The sequence below is a fragment of the Exiguobacterium sibiricum 7-3 genome, assembly GCF_000620865.1.
In the GTDB taxonomy this organism is placed as follows: Bacteria; Bacillota; Bacilli; order Exiguobacteriales; family Exiguobacteriaceae; genus Exiguobacterium_A; species Exiguobacterium_A sibiricum_A.
The window spans coordinates 530,548-546,973 of sequence record NZ_KK211190.1 but is presented as its reverse complement, the minus strand read 5'-3'; the positions used below and the strand labels follow the sequence as shown (position 1 = coordinate 546,973).

Annotated in this window: 18 protein-coding genes; 8 read left to right on the top strand and 10 right to left on the bottom strand. The window is 46.6% G+C overall.

The genetic code is table 11. The features are described 5' to 3' along the window. Window positions 1-112: 112 nt before the first annotated feature. A complete protein-coding gene (locus tag P402_RS0103725) occupies window positions 113-1,810 on the bottom strand; it encodes a GGDEF domain-containing protein (RefSeq protein WP_026827479.1) in 1,698 nt (565 codons plus the stop codon). A 129-nt stretch (window positions 1,811-1,939) separates the two neighbouring features. On the opposite strand from P402_RS0103725, the gene P402_RS0103720 reads away from it, so the two are divergent. Next, window positions 1,940-2,548 (top strand): YktB family protein, encoded by a 609-nt coding sequence (locus P402_RS0103720; protein ID WP_026827478.1) that lies wholly within the window; start codon window positions 1,940-1,942, stop codon window positions 2,546-2,548. 32 nt (window positions 2,549-2,580) lie between these two features. Here P402_RS0103720 and P402_RS0103715 read toward each other — a convergent pair whose 3' ends face one another. The 6 genes from P402_RS0103715 to P402_RS0103690 all read right to left on the bottom strand — a co-directional run bounded on the left by P402_RS0103715 (window position 2,581) and on the right by P402_RS0103690 (window position 7,564). Beyond that, entirely contained in the window at window positions 2,581-3,090 is a 510-nt protein-coding gene (locus P402_RS0103715; protein ID WP_026827477.1) for a hypothetical protein, read from the bottom strand. A 134-nt stretch (window positions 3,091-3,224) separates the two neighbouring features. Continuing rightward, window positions 3,225-4,298, bottom strand: coding sequence for an ABC transporter substrate-binding protein (locus P402_RS0103710; RefSeq protein ID WP_026827476.1), 1,074 nt, complete (start codon window positions 4,296-4,298; stop codon window positions 3,225-3,227). A 3-nt stretch (window positions 4,299-4,301) separates the two neighbouring features. Continuing rightward, complete coding sequence (locus P402_RS0103705) at window positions 4,302-5,105, bottom strand: ABC transporter permease (protein ID WP_026827475.1); 804 nt, start codon at window positions 5,103-5,105, stop codon at window positions 4,302-4,304. Next, window positions 5,102-5,908 (bottom strand): ABC transporter permease, encoded by an 807-nt coding sequence (locus tag P402_RS0103700; protein WP_012371390.1) that lies wholly within the window; start codon window positions 5,906-5,908, stop codon window positions 5,102-5,104. The genes P402_RS0103705 and P402_RS0103700 overlap by 4 nt, the downstream gene beginning before the upstream one ends. Continuing rightward, complete coding sequence (locus tag P402_RS0103695; RefSeq protein ID WP_026827474.1) at window positions 5,908-7,005, bottom strand: ABC transporter ATP-binding protein; 1,098 nt, start codon at window positions 7,003-7,005, stop codon at window positions 5,908-5,910. Before P402_RS0103695 ends, P402_RS0103700 begins: the two co-directional genes overlap by 1 nt. Window positions 7,006-7,018: 13 nt before the next feature. Next, window positions 7,019-7,564 carry a helix-turn-helix domain-containing protein gene (locus tag P402_RS0103690; RefSeq protein ID WP_026827473.1) on the bottom strand — a complete coding sequence of 182 codons (546 nt, stop codon included), beginning with the start codon at window positions 7,562-7,564 and terminating at the stop codon, window positions 7,019-7,021. Between the two features lie 185 nt (window positions 7,565-7,749). Here P402_RS0103690 and P402_RS0103685 point away from each other — a divergent pair, with 185 nt between their 5' ends. From P402_RS0103685 to P402_RS0103675, 3 genes are read left to right on the top strand one after another with little or no spacing between them, the layout of a single operon-like run. Then, complete coding sequence (locus P402_RS0103685) at window positions 7,750-8,595, top strand: DegV family protein (protein WP_026827472.1); 846 nt, start codon at window positions 7,750-7,752, stop codon at window positions 8,593-8,595. Between the two features lie 59 nt (window positions 8,596-8,654). Next, window positions 8,655-9,383: a TspO/MBR family protein gene (locus P402_RS0103680; protein ID WP_026827471.1), complete on the top strand. Its 729-nt coding sequence runs from the start codon at window positions 8,655-8,657 to the stop codon at window positions 9,381-9,383. Between the two features lie 51 nt (window positions 9,384-9,434). Next, on the top strand, window positions 9,435-9,782 hold the full coding sequence (locus tag P402_RS0103675; protein WP_026827470.1) for an iron-sulfur cluster biosynthesis family protein: 348 nt from the start codon (window positions 9,435-9,437) through the stop codon (window positions 9,780-9,782). Window positions 9,783-10,038: 256 nt separating this feature from the next. On the opposite strand, the gene P402_RS0103670 is transcribed toward P402_RS0103675, so the two are convergent. The 3 genes from P402_RS0103670 to P402_RS0103660 form a co-directional block, all read right to left on the bottom strand. Next, window positions 10,039-12,081, bottom strand: coding sequence for a putative bifunctional diguanylate cyclase/phosphodiesterase (locus P402_RS0103670; protein ID WP_026827469.1), 2,043 nt, complete (start codon window positions 12,079-12,081; stop codon window positions 10,039-10,041). Between the two features lie 192 nt (window positions 12,082-12,273). After that, window positions 12,274-13,035, bottom strand: coding sequence for an anti-sigma factor (locus P402_RS0103665; protein WP_026827468.1), 762 nt, complete (start codon window positions 13,033-13,035; stop codon window positions 12,274-12,276). Then, complete coding sequence (locus P402_RS0103660) at window positions 13,035-13,580, bottom strand: RNA polymerase sigma factor (protein WP_026827467.1); 546 nt, start codon at window positions 13,578-13,580, stop codon at window positions 13,035-13,037. The genes P402_RS0103665 and P402_RS0103660 overlap by 1 nt, the downstream gene beginning before the upstream one ends. 226 nt (window positions 13,581-13,806) lie before the next feature. Between P402_RS0103660 and P402_RS0103655 the strand changes: the two genes are divergently transcribed. From P402_RS0103655 to P402_RS0103640, 4 genes are all read left to right on the top strand, one after another. After that, window positions 13,807-14,070, top strand: a complete 264-nt coding sequence (locus tag P402_RS0103655; RefSeq protein ID WP_012371399.1) for a metal-sensitive transcriptional regulator — start codon at window positions 13,807-13,809, stop codon at window positions 14,068-14,070. A gap of 148 nt (window positions 14,071-14,218) precedes the next feature. Further along, the gene (locus P402_RS0103650; protein ID WP_026827466.1) at window positions 14,219-14,743 is read left to right on the top strand and encodes a YceI family protein; all 525 of its coding nucleotides are present in this window, start codon (window positions 14,219-14,221) and stop codon (window positions 14,741-14,743) included. Between the two features lie 40 nt (window positions 14,744-14,783). After that, on the top strand, window positions 14,784-15,587 hold the full coding sequence (locus P402_RS0103645; protein WP_026827465.1) for an SMP-30/gluconolactonase/LRE family protein: 804 nt from the start codon (window positions 14,784-14,786) through the stop codon (window positions 15,585-15,587). A 103-nt stretch (window positions 15,588-15,690) separates the two neighbouring features. After that, entirely contained in the window at window positions 15,691-16,419 is a 729-nt protein-coding gene (locus P402_RS0103640; protein ID WP_026827464.1) for an MBL fold metallo-hydrolase, read from the top strand. The last annotated feature ends 7 nt before the right edge of the window (window positions 16,420-16,426 follow it).

The window sequence follows — 16,426 nt, the reverse complement described above, 5'->3', positions numbered from 1 at the left end:
CGTTTCTCCGCTTTACCTACCCGCGGCATTTGAATCCATCGAACGCGCTTTACAATGACGCAAGGACGTCAAAAAACCATTGACAGAGCGTCAACGGTTCCTGTAGTGAAAGTTAAACAACACGTTCTTTCCATTCTTGATACGATGCGACACGATCGCGCCCTTGGAACTTGGCACCGACATACATCGCACGGTCGGCATTACGGATCAGACTCGCCAAATCCCCCAGTTCGTTTAACGTATCGACACCGATACTCGCCGTGATACTTAACGAACCTTCTTCCACCTGAATCGGATTGGCGTGTAACGTCTCGCGAATCCGTTCCGCCACGATTTGCGCCGATTCTAGATCCGTATTCGGTAACAAGACGACAAATTCTTCGCCGCCATACCGGGCGACGAGATCCGTAATCCGTGTCGCCTGCATTAACAGTTTGGCGACTTCGAATAATACGACGTCCCCTACCTCATGCCCATACGTATCATTGATCTGCTTGAAATGATCCAAATCAATCATCAAGGCTGAGAACGGATATAGATCCCGTTGTCTGATCCGGCGGTCGCCCCACTCCTGTAAGGCACGGTAGTTCGGCAATTTCGTCATCGCATCGGTCCGGCTGTCCGTCAAGAGGCGTTCCCGTTCCTGCGCCCGTTCGACTGCCCATGACAGCACACGTAAAGCCCGGTACAGCTCGTAGCCAAAATCTTTTGTAAACTCACCGCTTGCCTCGGATGCCAAGAATAAGGAACAGTTGATTTTTTCTGTCGCTTCCGGCTGAATGAATAAAATGGACTGGGTTTCTTCCGGAACACAATCGTAGAGACGGATATCCCATTCCTGTTGCATGCCATATAACAGGACTTCTTCTTTGTCTTCAATGATTTCTTCAATGACAATCCCCCGGACATGATCGGCCTTTAATTTCCGTCCATCCTTCAACGAATAGTACACGGAATGACCATCACTGAAGTCAAACTTGATCCAAGCAATATCAGGACGAACAAAATGATTTAATTGCCGGAGATACCGTTCGATGATGAACTGGGCGTCGCCGTCTTTCCAGGCTGCTTCTTTTAAACGTTCAATTTGTTCCCAGTGTTCGATTCGGTCACTGGCATGAACGGAACTGCCGAGCGAACGTTTGATGATGAAGAGGGCAAAGGCTGTCATGACCAGACCACTGTTTCCGTTGTTTTGCACCATCAATGTACTGAAAACACCAAATAGTAACTCTGCCGCGATGACAACCGCCTCAAAACGTAATAACGGTAACATGACACTGCTCGGGATATTTTCACCAAGTAAAAAATTCGATAATTTGTATTGGAACAATAAGACGCACCATAAAATCACGACCATCACGAGCAATGGTCCCACATTCTGAATCAAGGTGAAGTCTTGCCCGTGTGTTCCGCCTAACGCATTGTAGGCAAGTCCAGCCGGCAAGATCAGTAATAATTCGAGCGTGACGTTAAACGGATAATTATGTAGCATACGTCTCCGTCCGATTGCCGTGTGAACAGTCCGTAATTGATAAATCAACATCGTTAATTGACCGACACAGACGGCTGATAATAAGCCATATGTTAAAAAAGTAAAAAGAACGAATCCAAAATGAAAGGTAAAACTCATATGTCTTCTGCGAACCGGATCAATGACAAAAATCGTAGCCAAGACTACAACCAGCATGAATGTAAAAAAATCGATGCTCGGACTGTAGTCTCTTGATTTCGCCAGTAAGTCTATCCCAATGACCACAAGAAAAAAGACAATCCAGCTTCGAAGGAGATATTGTTGAAAGCGACGCACGTTGACTTCCCCTTCCCAAAACATTTTTGTATATAAATGGAAAACACAATTTTATTATTCCTTACCTGAGCATGGAAGTCTATTCTTAACGTGCTAATTTGATACACTGACAGTAGAGGTGATCATTCAGTGACTAATCAATTTACAGAAGAAGCATTCAATGCGTTTCAAATCGATGGACTGGAACAACGGATGGAGGCGATTCGGGAACGGATACAGCCCGTCTTCAGACAGATCGGCCAAGACGTTGCTCCTGATTTAACCGTTCATCTTGCGGAAGATATGTACGTGCATATTGCACAACATGCACGTCGGAAAGTAAACCCACCCAACGATACGTGGATGGCCTTTTCCCCTAACAAAAGAGGGTATAAAAAACATCCTCATTTTCAAGTCGGTCTGTTCGATGACCACTTATTCATCTGGTTAGCCTACATTTACGAGCTTCCGAACAAATCACAGTACGCTACTAAGTTGTTGGAACAGCAACAACTCCTGCATGCGCTCCCGTCTGACTTCGTCATTTCCTATGATCATATGAAAAAGGACGCACAGCCGATTGATGAGACGACGCTCGAGCAAGGCCTTGTCCGCTTCCGGGATGTAAAAAAGGCAGAGTTTTTAGTGGGTCGCCATATCTCGGCAGATCAAGTCAGTGCGATGTCACATGATGACCTAGTCCAGATGATTCGAAATACCTACGAACAACTCGTCCCAATCTATAAAAAGATTAAATAAAAAGGATGGCCTAAAAGGTCATCCTTTGTTCGTTAGTTATATTTTACTAGAATTGACATGACTTGTGTACGGTCAGAATTTAAATTTAGATAAATGTTGACCTCTTTTGTCGAAACGGTCATCAAGTTAAACGTTTTGTCGAGCTTCGCAGTCGAGTACGCTTTTTTGACTTCTTTGACTGTAATCGTCCGGTCAATCATTTTAGGGCTGTACACGATAGCCGAAACTTTCGCTTTGCGGTCAGGCACACCGAATGTTGAGCAATAATGAACGGCTTTGTTTGGTGTGACCAATCCTTTACCGCTTTGGCACCATGTTGAATTCTTTTCCCCTTTGTACACAGTATGTACTTGCGCCAATGTTGTTTTTTCCAATGTGACTTTTCCATCAATCGATTTAGCTGTTGCCGCAGTCGTCTTGACCTGTTTCAGCCAATCGATATCCGTCGGCTTCGCCGCCTCGACAGATTGATTATATGAAGGACCAGAGACGAGGCTCATGGTAAGTGCAGCAGTTAAGATAAGTCCAAAAATTTGTTTCATGATGTGCTCCCCCTTGAAATGCTTTGATAATTATCTCATTCCCCCATTTTCGAAATAATATTCACTTTAGATACATTTCTTCAAAAAATATTTTAAAAAAAAGTTATTGCCCATTCGGACAACAACTTTTCTTGTTATTTCTTATGCATTTTGAACTCTAAAAATAGTTCGTTATAATGAGCAAGCATTTCCTTACCTAAGTTTTCATATACTTCAAGTGTATCTGTCACCTGTTTATCCGGATAAAAGCGTTTGTCTTCCCGCACGTCACGATCAAGCAATTTTAAAGCTGCTTCGTTTGGCGTCGAGTATCCGACATAATCCGCATTTTTGGCGGCATTTTTCGGATCCAACATGAAGTTGATGAATTCATGGGCACCTTTTACGTTTTTAGCCGTTTTCGGAATGACGATGTTATCGAACCAGACGTTTGATCCTTCCTTTGGAATCACATAGTTCAAATTTTCATTTTCACTCATGATTTCATTCGCATCACCGGACCAGACGACACCAATCCCTGCTTCTTCGTTCGCGAGCAACAACTTGATTTCATCCCCGACGATGGCCTTGACGTTTGGTGTCAACTCCATCAGGTTCGCTTTCGCTTCCTGCAGCTTGGTTTCGTCCGTCTCGTTGAGTGAGTAACCGAGACTGTTCAGGCTCATCCCCATCACTTCACGTGCTCCGTCCGCGAGAAGGATTTGATTTTTCAGTGCCGGATCCCACAGGTCTTTCCAACTGGTCGGTTCTTTCCCGTCAATCAACTTTTGATTGTAGACGATCCCGACCGTTCCCCAAAAATAAGGAATCGAGTACCGGTTGCCCGGATCAAACGATAAATCAAGGAACCGTGGATCGATATTTTTTAAGTTCGGGACTTTTTTCTGATCAATCGGTAAGACTAACTTTTCTTCGATCATCTTCGCAATCGCATAATCGGACGGGACCGCGATATCATACGTCGTGCCCCCTTGTTCGATTTTCGTCAGCATTGCTTCGTTCGAATCAAACGTCTGATAGACGACTTTGATGCCGGACTCTTTTTCGAACTGGTCAATCAGTTCCGGATCGATGTAATCGCCCCAGTTATAGATGTTCAAGACGTTTTTTCCTGAGTAACCTTGTGTCGCATTCAACCGGTTCAAAGCAAACAGGATGATGCCGGATATTAAAAAAATCGCGACAAATAATTGAATGAGCTTTTTCATCGATCATTTCACCTCCGGTCGGGACAACTTCATCGCAGAACGCTGGTTCAGGAAGTAGTAGCCGATGACGAGTAAGAACGTAAACAGGAAAATCACGGTCGACAAGGCATTGATTTTCATCGAGATTCCTTGACGCGCGAGTGAATAGATTTCAACGGACAACGTCGTGAATCCATTTCCCGTGACGAAAAACGTTACGGCGAAATCATCCAGTGAATACGTCAATGCCGTAAAGAAACCGGCAAAGATACCGGGTGTGATGTACGGCAAGATGACTTTCGTCAGGACATCGAGTCGGCTTGCACCGAGGTCACGGGCCGCATCGACGAGTGTCGGACTCATCTCCTGCAGTTTCGGCAGGACTAGAATGACGACGATCGGGACAGAAAACGCGATGTGTGACAACAGGACAGACGTAAAGCCGAGCTTAATGCCGAGCATCGTAAAGAAAATCAGGAACGATGCACCGATGATGACATCGGGACTGACGATCAGGATGCTGTTGAGGGTCAACAGCGACGTCTCGATCCGCTTTTTCCGGACCGCCTGGATCCCGATGGCCCCGAGGACACCGATGATCGTCGAAATCGCTGCAGACAGAAGTGCGATGACCAGCGTGTTTAAAACGATAATCAAGAGTCGGGAATCCTGAAAGACTTCCTTGTACCAATCCCACGTAAAGGAATCAAAGTTCGTCATGTTATCGGCACTGTTAAACGAGTAGAAGGCCAGATAGAGAATCGGTGCGTACAAGATGATGAAGACACCGATCAAGTACAGATTCGCTAATTTTAATCGTTTCATCATGTCGTCGCTCCTTTCTTCCGTTTCGTACTCGTCAATGCCAGAATGATGGCCATCGCAATAATCAGGAAGACGGCAATCGTCGCGCCCATGCCCCAGTTCTGCGTGACAAGAAACTGTTGTTCAATCGCTGTTCCGAGTGTGATGACCCGGTTCCCGGCAATCAGACGCGTAATCATGAATAACGACAGCGCCGGAATGAAAACGAGTTGGCAGCCCGACTTCACCCCGTCCAGCGTCAACGGAAAGACGACACGACGGAACGTCATGAAATTCGACGCCCCGAGATCACGGGCTGCAAAGACGAGCGATGGGTTCAGTTTTTCAATCGCATTAAAGATTGGTAAGATCATGAACGGAATAAAGATATAGACGGAAACGAACACGAAACTGAAGTCCGTGAACAAAATCTGTTTCCGGCCGATTCCGATCGCTTCAAGCGTCTGGTTCGCCCATCCGTATGTGCTGAACAGACCGATGAACGCATATGCTTTCAACAGTAAGTTGATCCATGTCGGTAAGATGATCAGTAGCAACCACAATTGTTTGTGCTTTGTTTTCGTTAACAGATAAGCTGTCGGATAACCGATGGCGAGTGAAAACAACGTGATCAAAAAGGCATACCAAAACGAGCTGAGCGTCATCGTCAAATACGTCGATGTAAAGAACTTCTGATAGTTAACGAGCGAGAAGTGCCCTTCGAGATCAAGGAACGAATAATAGACGACCAGAACGATTGGTGCGATGACGAACAACGCAATCCAAAAACTATACGGAATCAGGTACCAGTTGCGTGTCTTCTGCATCACAGCACCCCGTCATATGATTCAAGTCGTTTATCAAATTCCTCTTCCGTCTCATTCAGACGCATGACATGAATCGCTTCCGGATCAAACGTCAAGCCGATCTGTTCACCGACCGTCGCTTTTTTCGTACTGTGGACGAGCCATTCGTTTCCGACTTCATCCATGCAGGCAATCTCATAATGTACGCCGCGGAACAACTGCGAATCGACCGTCACACGCAGCTTGCCTTGCGCGACACTCGTAATTTCCAAGTCTTCCGGACGGATGACGATTTCAACCGGTTCATTTAATTCGAGACCACGGTCGACACACTCAAATTCTTTTTCAGCGAATGAGACGCGGTAATCCATCAACATTCGTCCCGGGATGATATTCGACTCCCCGATGAAGTCGGCGACGAAGCGGTTGATCGGCTCATCATAAATATCCGTCGGTGTACCGGATTGTTGAATCAGACCATGATTGAGGACAAAGATTTCGTCCGACATCGCGAGTGCTTCTTCCTGATCGTGAGTGACGAAGATGAATGTGATGCCGAGACGCCGTTGTAAATCACGCAGCTCATACTGCATTTCTGTCCGGAGTTTTAAATCGAGTGCCGATAACGGTTCATCCAGTAAGATGACTTCCGGTTCGTTGACGATGGCCCGGGCAATCGCGACACGCTGGCGTTGTCCGCCTGACATCTCCGTGATTTCACGGTTCTCGTAGCCTGATAAGTTGACGAACTTCAGCGCATCGAGCACACGCGTCTTGATTTCCGCTTCCTTCATCTTTTTAATCCGTAACCCGAAGGCGATGTTCTCAAAGACGTTGAGGTGCGGGAACAAGGCATAATCCTGAAAGACCGTGTTGACTTGCCGTTTGTTGGCGGGAACATCGTTGATCCGTTTTCCGTTAAACAGGATATCGCCTTCTGTCGCCTCAGTGAATCCGGCAATCAGCCGTAAGACCGTCGTCTTCCCGCAACCGGACGGTCCGAGCAACGTGTAAAATTTTCCCCGTTCGATTTCAAAACTGACTCGTTCCAGAACCGTCTGATCGTCAAAACGTTTCGTCACGTCTGTAAATTGAATGATCGTATTGTTGTCTGCCAAATCTTATTCCTCCTTATAAATACGAATCCGTGGCTGTCACGAGTACTCTCGTTTCTGCCTTTGAATCATTTCGTAGTTGATGAATTTCTGAAGCTTTATAATAGAGTGTCTCGCCTTGCGTTGCCACGAATGATTCCCGACCAAGCCGCAACGTGACCGATCCTTCGAGTACATACACGAACGTTTCCGACCCGGACGGTTCGTATGCTTTAAAATGTCCGCCCGGTGCCAAGTGCAACAAGACGGGCTCCATTTCCTTTTCATTCGATTCCGGAATCAGCCATGTCACATGATACCCTTGTTCCAAGTCCTCATACCGCGTGACGTCCTTTTGCGAATAAACCACCTTTTGATTCAACGTATCCTCGTCAAAAAAATCTTTTGCCGAGATACCGAGTACTTCAAGCAGACTGAACAGCGTCTCAATCGACGGCGAACTGATTTCGCGTTCGATTTGCGAGATGTAACCTTTACTTAAATCCGTTCGCTCCCCAAGCTCCTCTTGCGTTAAGCCTTTTTGAAGACGCAGATTTTTAATTTTGTTTCCGATCGTCCGCAATCCACGCCCTCCTTTTTGTATAACAGTTTAGTATAAGACGACTTCAAGTTTACTAATCACGTACCGATTATAGCGTATTGGGTCAGTTAATCAACTAAAATGTTTGAACTTTTAAAGGTTCATTTGACAGCGATAACGCTTACACCTACAATTAATATCAGGTACTAAAATAAGGAGGAAACAGCATGAAGATTGCATGGATTACAGATAGCACGACGATTTTACCCGATTCGATTTCTCAGCACGAAGACTTGACTGTCGTCCCTCTTCTCGTCATGAAAGATGGCGAAAGTTTTACGGACGGTGTCAATGTCCAGGCCGAGACCGTCTATCAATGGATTGATGCGAAACATAAGGTCACGACCAGTCAACCGTCCATCGGTACGTTCACTGAGCACTATGAGCGGTTAAAAGAACAGTATGATGTCGGCTTTGCCATCCATCTTTCAAGCGAGCTGAGCGGCACGTATAACGCTTCTGTTCAAGGTGCTGAAATTGCCGGCTTCCGTTTGATTGCGATCGATTCCCGATGCGGCATCTATCCGGCAGGCCAATTGCTTGCGGAAGCGATGCAACTGGCAGCAGACGGGATGCCGGTCGAAGAAATCGAGCAGTATATTCTAGAGCGCCGCTTCGACCATCACATCGAGTTCACTGTCGCGAACCTCGATCAGTTGCAGGCAGGCGGACGGATTTCCTCGACGAAGGCATTTGTCGGTAATTTACTTCAGTTGCGTCCGCTGTTTCATTTTGAAGATGGCAAAATCGTTCCGTATCAGACGGTTCGAACCTTCAAAAAAGCCCATGCCAAGATTTTTGACCACCTCGTTGAAATGCTTGAGAGTGGAACGGTCACCGATGTCTCGTTGTTCCACGCGACTGCTTACGATTTGGCACTCGAATGGAAAATGAATCTCGAAAAGCGGTTCGATGTCACAGTTCGCATCGATAACTTAACGCCTGTTCTCGGCTCGCATACAGGTAATCCAGCCATCGGGATGTCCTTCTTAAACCCGACGAGCCGACGCTGATGTCTAAAGAGTCGACAATCCGGGTAAACCTCCTTTAGAGATTAAAGGAGGTTTTTGTATTGAAAAACAAATGGATTTGGCTCAATTGGCTTGGCTTTGTCTTTACGATTGCCGTCAATGCACTGGACGGCGGAAAAACCGGACGGATTTCGGATACGATCAGCACTTATTTTAAACCCGCAGGTTATGCGTTCTCGATTTGGGGACTCATCTATCTTGTTTTACTCGTTTGGCTCATCATGCAGACGATTCCGAAGTTCAAGGAACATGATATCGCTAAAAAAATCGGACCGTGGTTCTTGATCAGCTGTCTGTTCAATGCTGGCTGGATCGTTACGTTCTCATACAAGCTGTTTCCGTTGTCGGTTGTCGTCATCGTCGGTCTTTTGATTTCCCTGATTGTCATCTACTCCAAAATCGACCGCGAGACAAAAGCTTTACGTTTTAAATTACCGTTTTCGCTTTATCTCGGCTGGGTCTCGGTTGCGACGATTGCGAATATCTTCTTGACCATCGATACGGAAAACATCAACTCATGGCTTGGAATCGGAGATGCCGGCTGGACGATGATCATGCTTGGTGTCGGTGTCATTTTGGCGTTGTTGTTCATGTTCGCTAATCGCGATCCGATTTATCCACTCGTTTTCGTTTGGGCTTATATCGCCATCAATTTCCAGTCGGACAACGGACTTGTCGATACGGTTGTCCTCGGAAGCGTCGTCGTCCTGCTCGCCGGATATGTCTTCTTGCTTGTCCGGATGCGTCGTCAGGTTCAACTGAGCAAGTAACGTTATTTTCTACCTGATTCGTCGTATACTGGTATCAAAGGAGTGAATGTTATGCAGATTACATTTACAGAAGCTGCACTTGATCGCATCGATCAATTACGTGGTGATACGGAAGGCCAATTGCATCTGTATTACGATACAGAAGGATGCGGATGCGGGAACTCAGGTATTTTCAGCATTCGTCTCGTCTCCGCCGCAACGGATGAAGATATGACGATTGATTCAAATGTCGGACCCGTCCTTGTCAAACGGTGGTCGAGTCATTTTCTCGATCAGGAGATGACACTTGACTACAATGCAGAGAAAAAATCATTGATTTTAAAAAGTGACGGTCAATATTTCAATACGAACGTCCTCGTTACCGATCAGACCGGCTGCCAATTGACAGCCAACCGGTAAGACGATAAAAAAAGGCAGCTTCCCTCGTGGAAAGCTGCCTTTGTAGTGTGATGGACAGACAGGTACTGGATTGAGTAGAGAGCTTAGCAACTATCGAAATGTACGGCGATTCTGTCTGCATCTTGCACAAGTCGAACAAATTCCTGCCCGGAATCTGTTCACGAAGCCATTGCGTCCCCCATGTTCGCACACATATTCCTCGTGTGCTTATCTAGTATACGTAAAAAGAGATGCGTTGGATTGAGCTGATGTGCTGTCAGACCACATTCAAAACGGTTCGCTCGATTGTCTGTTGGTCCAAATCCTTGACCTTGACGGGACGGCTGTAGTAGTAGCCTTGTCCATAGTCGCATCCGAGCCGTTTCAGGAATTCATGTTGTTCAAGCGTTTCGACGCCTTCCGCCACCACTTCAATCCCGAGACTCTTCGCAAGCTGGATAATCATTTCTGTAATCGCTGTTCCCCTCTCGTCATGCGGTACTTCGTCAATGAATGACTTATCAATTTTTAAGATATCAATCGGTAAATGCTTTAGGTGGGTCAAAGAGGACAGACCCGTCCCGAAATCATCGAGTGCAATCGTTAAACTCAATTGCTTCAATTCTCCGAGCATCAACAAGGCCCGTTCAAGGTTCTCCATGACAGACGTTTCCGTAATTTCCAGCTGAAGCTGCAGTTCTCCACCATTCTTCAACGAGTGATGAACGATTTCCTTAATCATCAGGTTATGTGATTCCGACCGGAAATGCATGGCCGACAAATTGACGGAGACTTGACGGATGAAGTGGTCCTCTTCCCGCCAGGCTTCCATCTGCTTGACGGTTTCTTGCAGCACCCACTGGGTCAGTCGATGAATCAAACTATATTTTTCAGCGAGCGGAATGAACTCGGCCGGGGAAATGAAACCAAATTTCGGATGATTCCATCGAATCAGGACTTCCGCCTGCTCCACTTTCCCTGTTGCCAACGCGATTTTCGGTTGATAGACGAGATTAAATTCTTTAAAGTCCGTCATCGCCCGGCGTAAGGATCCGACAATTTGTTGTTCCCGACGATCCGAATGAAGCAGTTCATCATAGATGACGAAACGGTCCCGGCCTTCATTTTTTCCAGCACGTAAGGCGCTTTCCATCTGACCAATCCGTATCTCCAGCGAATCCTCTTCGTTCGGAACGATGATTCCGACTGTCGCTGTCAGATGAATCTCTTGTCCGTCGAGGAAAATCGGTTGTCGAATCGCTTCCAGTACATTCGTAAAAGCCTCTTCCAACAGATCAGGATCAATGTTTTGAATCAGAAAAAACTGCGTACCGTTGTAACGAATACAAGCCTCGTCTTCTCGAAGTAACGCTTTAATCCGGTCCGCAAATTGCCGAATGACAGCATCTCCCTGATCAAATCCAAATGTGTCGTTAATCCATTTGTAGCCGTCCAGATCAAGCAAGGCCATCGTCATCTGCTTTTTCGTTCGGCTATATTGTCCATCAACTTTCGCCATATGATAATCCAGCCAACGCCGGTTATGCAATCCTGTCAAATGATCGGTGTAAGCCATCATCTGTAAGGCGCGCCGCTCGAGGTGAATATACAGTCCGACGATCAACAAAATGATTAAAAAGACCGGAACCGCCACATCACTCAATATGTTTGAAGTGACGGGACGGGCTGTAATGTCTATCCCTGAAGAACTTGGAATGCAGAATGCCGTACCAAGCATCCCAACATAATGCATCGTTGAAATGCCGAATCCCATTAAAATCGCAACAGGAATCAAAATTCGTTTTTTATCGACGTGCCGCGTCACATAAAGCAGCAGGAGGGCGACATAGGCGACCGTAATGGCAATCACAATCGATAACGTGAATAAGGCCGCATCATAGCGGATATCCCCATCAAACTGCATCGCAATCATTCCGAGATAATGCATCATCGCAATTCCTGTTCCCATTAACGTTCCGGCAACGATGACTTTTTTCCTCGTCAGCTCTGAATAATATAAGAGATAAAAGGCAATCCAGGCAGCCGTCACGGCTGGAATGATTGATAAGAACATCAACACCCAGTCGTATTTGACCGGTACTGCCAATTCAAACGCACCCATCCCAACAAAATGCATGCCCCAAATGGATAATCCCATCGTCAAGGAGGACACAAACAGTGCTCTTTTTTTCAAAGATACGGCTTTTGCCAAACGGCGATTTAATTCAAGTGAGGCATAGGATCCAACGATGGCGACGATGACCGATAGGATGACCAATGTCTCTTCATAGTGTTTCGTTAAGGTGATCCATTCATTCATGATAAGTGCCTCTCTTTTTTAACTGACATTCCTATTAGTATCGTCTTCTTGTCGGTATTTCTTCAGTCTTCTGACAAACTTTCGTTAGAATAGATCGGCTTTTTTCTAAAATAGACGAATAAACTCGGAAAAACGTATGCAAAAAGGGATGCAATCAAAATTGCACCCCTTTCTATGAATTGAGACTGGCTTTTATAACGTGACGGAGGCAACGACTTCACCGGTCGGTTTTTCTAAGTCCGGTTCCGGTTCAACCGTGATCGCAACCGCATCAATCGTTCCATCTCCTTTTACCGGGAAGACGGCTGCTGCTTCTCCATCCTGTTCGATTACACCGTTTGCACGAGGAGTATCGCCTTGAATCGTCCATAGTTGATACAACTCGCCCTCTTTAAGTGGCGGTAAATCCTTCAGTTGGACAAGCATGAACTCTTTATCATCTTTCGTAAAAATCATACTCGAACCCTTGATGGAGGCCGTACTTTCAAAGTTGCCCATTCCTTTGACTTCGTCCATCGCAAACTCTTCCGCTGGAGAAGATTCGTCTTGCGAAAGAAAGTATGCGTTGGCACCAAGCGACAGGATTAAGGCTGCTGCGATACTCATGAGCCAACCGAGTGGCACAGAAGGTTTTTTATCTTTTTTCGAGCGTGCTGCATCAAGTTCAGAAACGCGGTCGGTCTCCTGAACAACCGGTTTCGAAGCCGGTGCTGTTCCCGGTTCGCTTTCTTGATTCGTTGATCCAAGGACCTCACCGAGAATCCGTGACTTCATGCCTGTTGGTATTGGCCGTTCCGGAAGTGATTCCGCGATGGGTAGCATCAAGTCTTGCATCTCTTGAAGCGCCTGTTTGCAGTCATCACAAGTCGCCAAGTGTGCTTCGAACGCGTCGCGATCGGCAGCTGATAATGTTCCGTTGAAGTAGTCGATTAAATCATGACAACGTTCTTCCATCAACGTTCCCTCCCGTCTAATATTTTCCGGAGTTCCTGGATGGCACTCCTGATTCTTGTTTTTACCGTTCCGAGCGGTACATGTAGCTGATCTGAGATTTGCTGTTGGGTCATTCCTTTAAAATAAACGAGTTCAATTAACTCTTGTTGATCTGGTTTCAGTTCACTGACGGCATCCCGGACTTCAGATGCGGTTTCACGCTCGATGACCGTCCGTTCGACCGGTTCATCATATCCGCCGTCCCGCTCCTCGACTTCAATCGTCGGCTGGCGTTTCTCACGTCTCAGACAGTCGAGCGCTGCATTGCGGGTAATCGTTAATACCCAAGAGGAAAACTTCCCTTTATCGGTATTAAAATCGACCCGTCCGTTCCATATCTTCATCCAGACTTCTTGAATGACTTCCTCTGATAAACGATCATTATTCGTAAAGCGATGAGCGAATGAGAACAATAGCCTTTCGTACTTCTCATACAGTACTTCGAGAGCCTGTTCATCTCCACTGCGCATCTCATGATAAAGCGATTCATCGGATTGAGTATGCATCCTTCTCCTCCTTGTGATCAGTCAGCCTTATCATATAGTATACGCAAGCTGACGCGAAATCGTTTTAGTTTTTTATCTTTTTTCATTTTTTTGTCCACCACATCCATATTCCCTATTCTACTAAAAAATATAGCTCAAAAAGCGGTTGGATTGACAGCAATACCATGATGGGCATAGCATAAAGATATCGAATAGACGGATTGCATCTCAGAATGGAGGAAAATACATGGATTATGATCGGAAAATGAAGAACCGGGTCAGCCGCATCGAAGGGCAACTCCGCGGTATCTTACGGATGATGGAAGAAGGGCAGGATTGCCGTGATGTCATCACCCAACTGTCTGCTGCCCGCTCCGCCATCGACCGGACGATTGGTGTCGTCGTAAGCTCAAATTTGATTGAGTGTGTCAAAGAGGCGGAACAATCCGGCGAAGGACAGACCGAGGAATTGGTCAAGGAAGCCGTTAATTTACTGGTAAAAAGCCGCTAATCGATTCCTTGGAATCGTTAATAGTCCTGCTCTGCTTAGGTGCGGTGCAGGACTTATTTTTGTTTCCGCCGTATGTTTTGGAATCGAGATAAAAAGGAACAATAAAAGGCATGACTAAAAGTGACTTGAACATGAGGAGGAACCGAACATGACTACGTATCAACTCGATCAGGACCACAGCTCCATTACATTCTCAGTCAAACACATGATGATTTCAAAAGTTAAAGGAGAATTCCGTGACTTTACCTTTGAGGTCAGCGGGGAAGCACACGATTTAGAAAACGCCTCTGCTGTCGTAACGATTCCGGTCGCTACAATCGACACGCGCAGCAACGATCGTGATACACATTTGAAATCAGCTGATTTCTTTGATGTCGAGCAGTATCCGAACATTACTTACCGTGTGACTTCGTTCAAAAAACACTCCGGTGATGAATACGAAGTGACCGGTGACTTGACGATTAAGGATGTCACGCGGACAGAAACGTTTAAGGTCGAGTATGAAGGCAGCGGTGTCGATCCTTGGGGCAATACCCGTTCCGGCTTTGAAGTCGATGGAAAAATCAAACGGGAAGACTACAATCTCACTTGGAACGTCGCCCTGGAAGCCGGTGGTGTATTGGTCGGCAGTGACGTGAAGTTCCAATTACACCTCGAGTTCATTCACGGATAATTATCAAATAGAGATCATAGTATATGTAGGGGGAAATCAGATGACCGTTTCACTTTTTATCGATGTTGCATGTAAGACCGGGGAATCACCCGTGTACGACGCCAAAACAAAACGATTTTATTTCGTCGATATTCCGGGCAAACTTCTATTTTCATATGACTTAACGACAGAGGCTTTAAAACCTTACCAGTTACCAAGTGCCATCACATCGATCGCTTTGACGGATGCGCCGGATTTCCTTCGCGTCACGTCGGCACACGGTTTCGGAACGTTCGACTTAAAGGAAGGACACCTGTCCCTTGAAACCAAATTGACGCTTCCTGCTTCGGACCGGATGAACGATGGGAAACTCGATCCGTCGGGTCAGTATGTTGCCGGAAGCATCAATGAAGAAGACGGTGAGACGGCTTCACTCTACCGCCTGCGTCATGACGGCTCAGTCGACGTCCTCCTTGAAAACTTGACGAACTCGAACGGGCTCGTCTGGTCAGAGGATGGCAAGACGCTGTATCATATCGATACGCCGACGAAAAAAGTTTATGCTTTTGACTATGCAGCGGATCAGCCGTTGACGAACCGTCGCGTGGCGATCGACTTAGAGAACGAAGACGGTTTCCCGGACGGTATGACAAAAGATACGGAAGGTCATGTCTTCATCGCTCATTACGCCGGATCATGCCTAACGCGTTGGAATCTTGACACAGGCGAAAAACTTGCTCATATCGACTTCCCGGTTTCAAACCCGACCTGCCCGATTCTATATGAAGATCGTCTTTTGGTCACTTCAGCAGCAGACGGTGACGATCAAGAGCATGCAGGTGCCGTTTTCGAAGTCACGTATTGATCCATTCACTCCCTCTCGATGAGGGAGTTTTTTTGTGGACGCCTGTACTAAAACAGGCGATACTGAAAGAGAAGCGAATATTTTGACGAGGGAGTGTACCCGGATGCGTATTTCATCGATTGAACGGCTTCATCAACTGCAAACGACCCCGTCCTTTTTCCCGGTCAACTGTTACCTATTTGAAGAAGCAGACAGCCTTACCTTGATTGATACAGGAATCTCACTGAATGCCAAAGCCATCTATTCCGTCATCAAGTCTTTTGATAAACCGTTACAATCCATCATCTTGACCCACGCGCATGCCGATCATGTCGGTTCCCTTGATTTTTTAGCGAGTGCCTTCCCGCTCGCTGAAGTATCCATCAGTTATCGGGATGCCGCCCTGCTCAGTGGCGACGAATCGTTACGCGAAGGCGAAACGACACCTCTTAAAGGCGGCATTCCAAAAAACATCAAGACCCGTCCTGATCGGTTACTCGAAAGCGGTCAACAGATCGGCAGTTTAAGTGTCATCTCTTCTCCAGGGCATACACCGGGATCGATTTCCCTTTGGCACGAAGGCAGCCGGACCTTGATTGCCGGTGACGCCTTCCAAACCCAAGGCGGTTTAGCCGTCTCGGGTGATACAAGATGGCAGTTTCCCTTCCCGTCCCTTGCGACGTGGGATAAGGAAGTGGCGCTTCAATCGGCGCATCAGTTAACGGAATTGACACCGGACGTCCTGGCGGTTGGTCACGGACCGCTCGTTGTCGCACCGAGCTTTGACATGCGTCAGGCCGTCGATCGGTTCGAACAGGTCCTGTCCTCGAAAAAACGAAATGGTTATACTTGAACATCAG

Coding starts and splice junctions, on each gene's coding strand:
- P402_RS0103700 (WP_012371390.1), bottom strand. CDS start 5,908: ATGCAGAAGACACGCAACTGGTACCTGATTCCGTATAGTTTTTGGATT.
- P402_RS0103645 (WP_026827465.1), top strand. CDS start 14,784: ATGACCGTTTCACTTTTTATCGATGTTGCATGTAAGACCGGGGAATCA.
- P402_RS0103640 (WP_026827464.1), top strand. CDS start 15,691: ATGCGTATTTCATCGATTGAACGGCTTCATCAACTGCAAACGACCCCG.
- P402_RS0103710 (WP_026827476.1), bottom strand. CDS start 4,298: ATGAAAAAGCTCATTCAATTATTTGTCGCGATTTTTTTAATATCCGGC.
- P402_RS0103665 (WP_026827468.1), bottom strand. CDS start 13,035: ATGGAAGAACGTTGTCATGATTTAATCGACTACTTCAACGGAACATTA.
- P402_RS0103705 (WP_026827475.1), bottom strand. CDS start 5,105: ATGATGAAACGATTAAAATTAGCGAATCTGTACTTGATCGGTGTCTTC.
- P402_RS0103675 (WP_026827470.1), top strand. CDS start 9,435: ATGCAGATTACATTTACAGAAGCTGCACTTGATCGCATCGATCAATTA.
- P402_RS0103715 (WP_026827477.1), bottom strand. CDS start 3,090: ATGAAACAAATTTTTGGACTTATCTTAACTGCTGCACTTACCATGAGC.
- P402_RS0103670 (WP_026827469.1), bottom strand. CDS start 12,081: ATGAATGAATGGATCACCTTAACGAAACACTATGAAGAGACATTGGTC.
- P402_RS0103660 (WP_026827467.1), bottom strand. CDS start 13,580: ATGCATACTCAATCCGATGAATCGCTTTATCATGAGATGCGCAGTGGA.
- P402_RS0103650 (WP_026827466.1), top strand. CDS start 14,219: ATGACTACGTATCAACTCGATCAGGACCACAGCTCCATTACATTCTCA.
- P402_RS0103685 (WP_026827472.1), top strand. CDS start 7,750: ATGAAGATTGCATGGATTACAGATAGCACGACGATTTTACCCGATTCG.
- P402_RS0103655 (WP_012371399.1), top strand. CDS start 13,807: ATGGATTATGATCGGAAAATGAAGAACCGGGTCAGCCGCATCGAAGGG.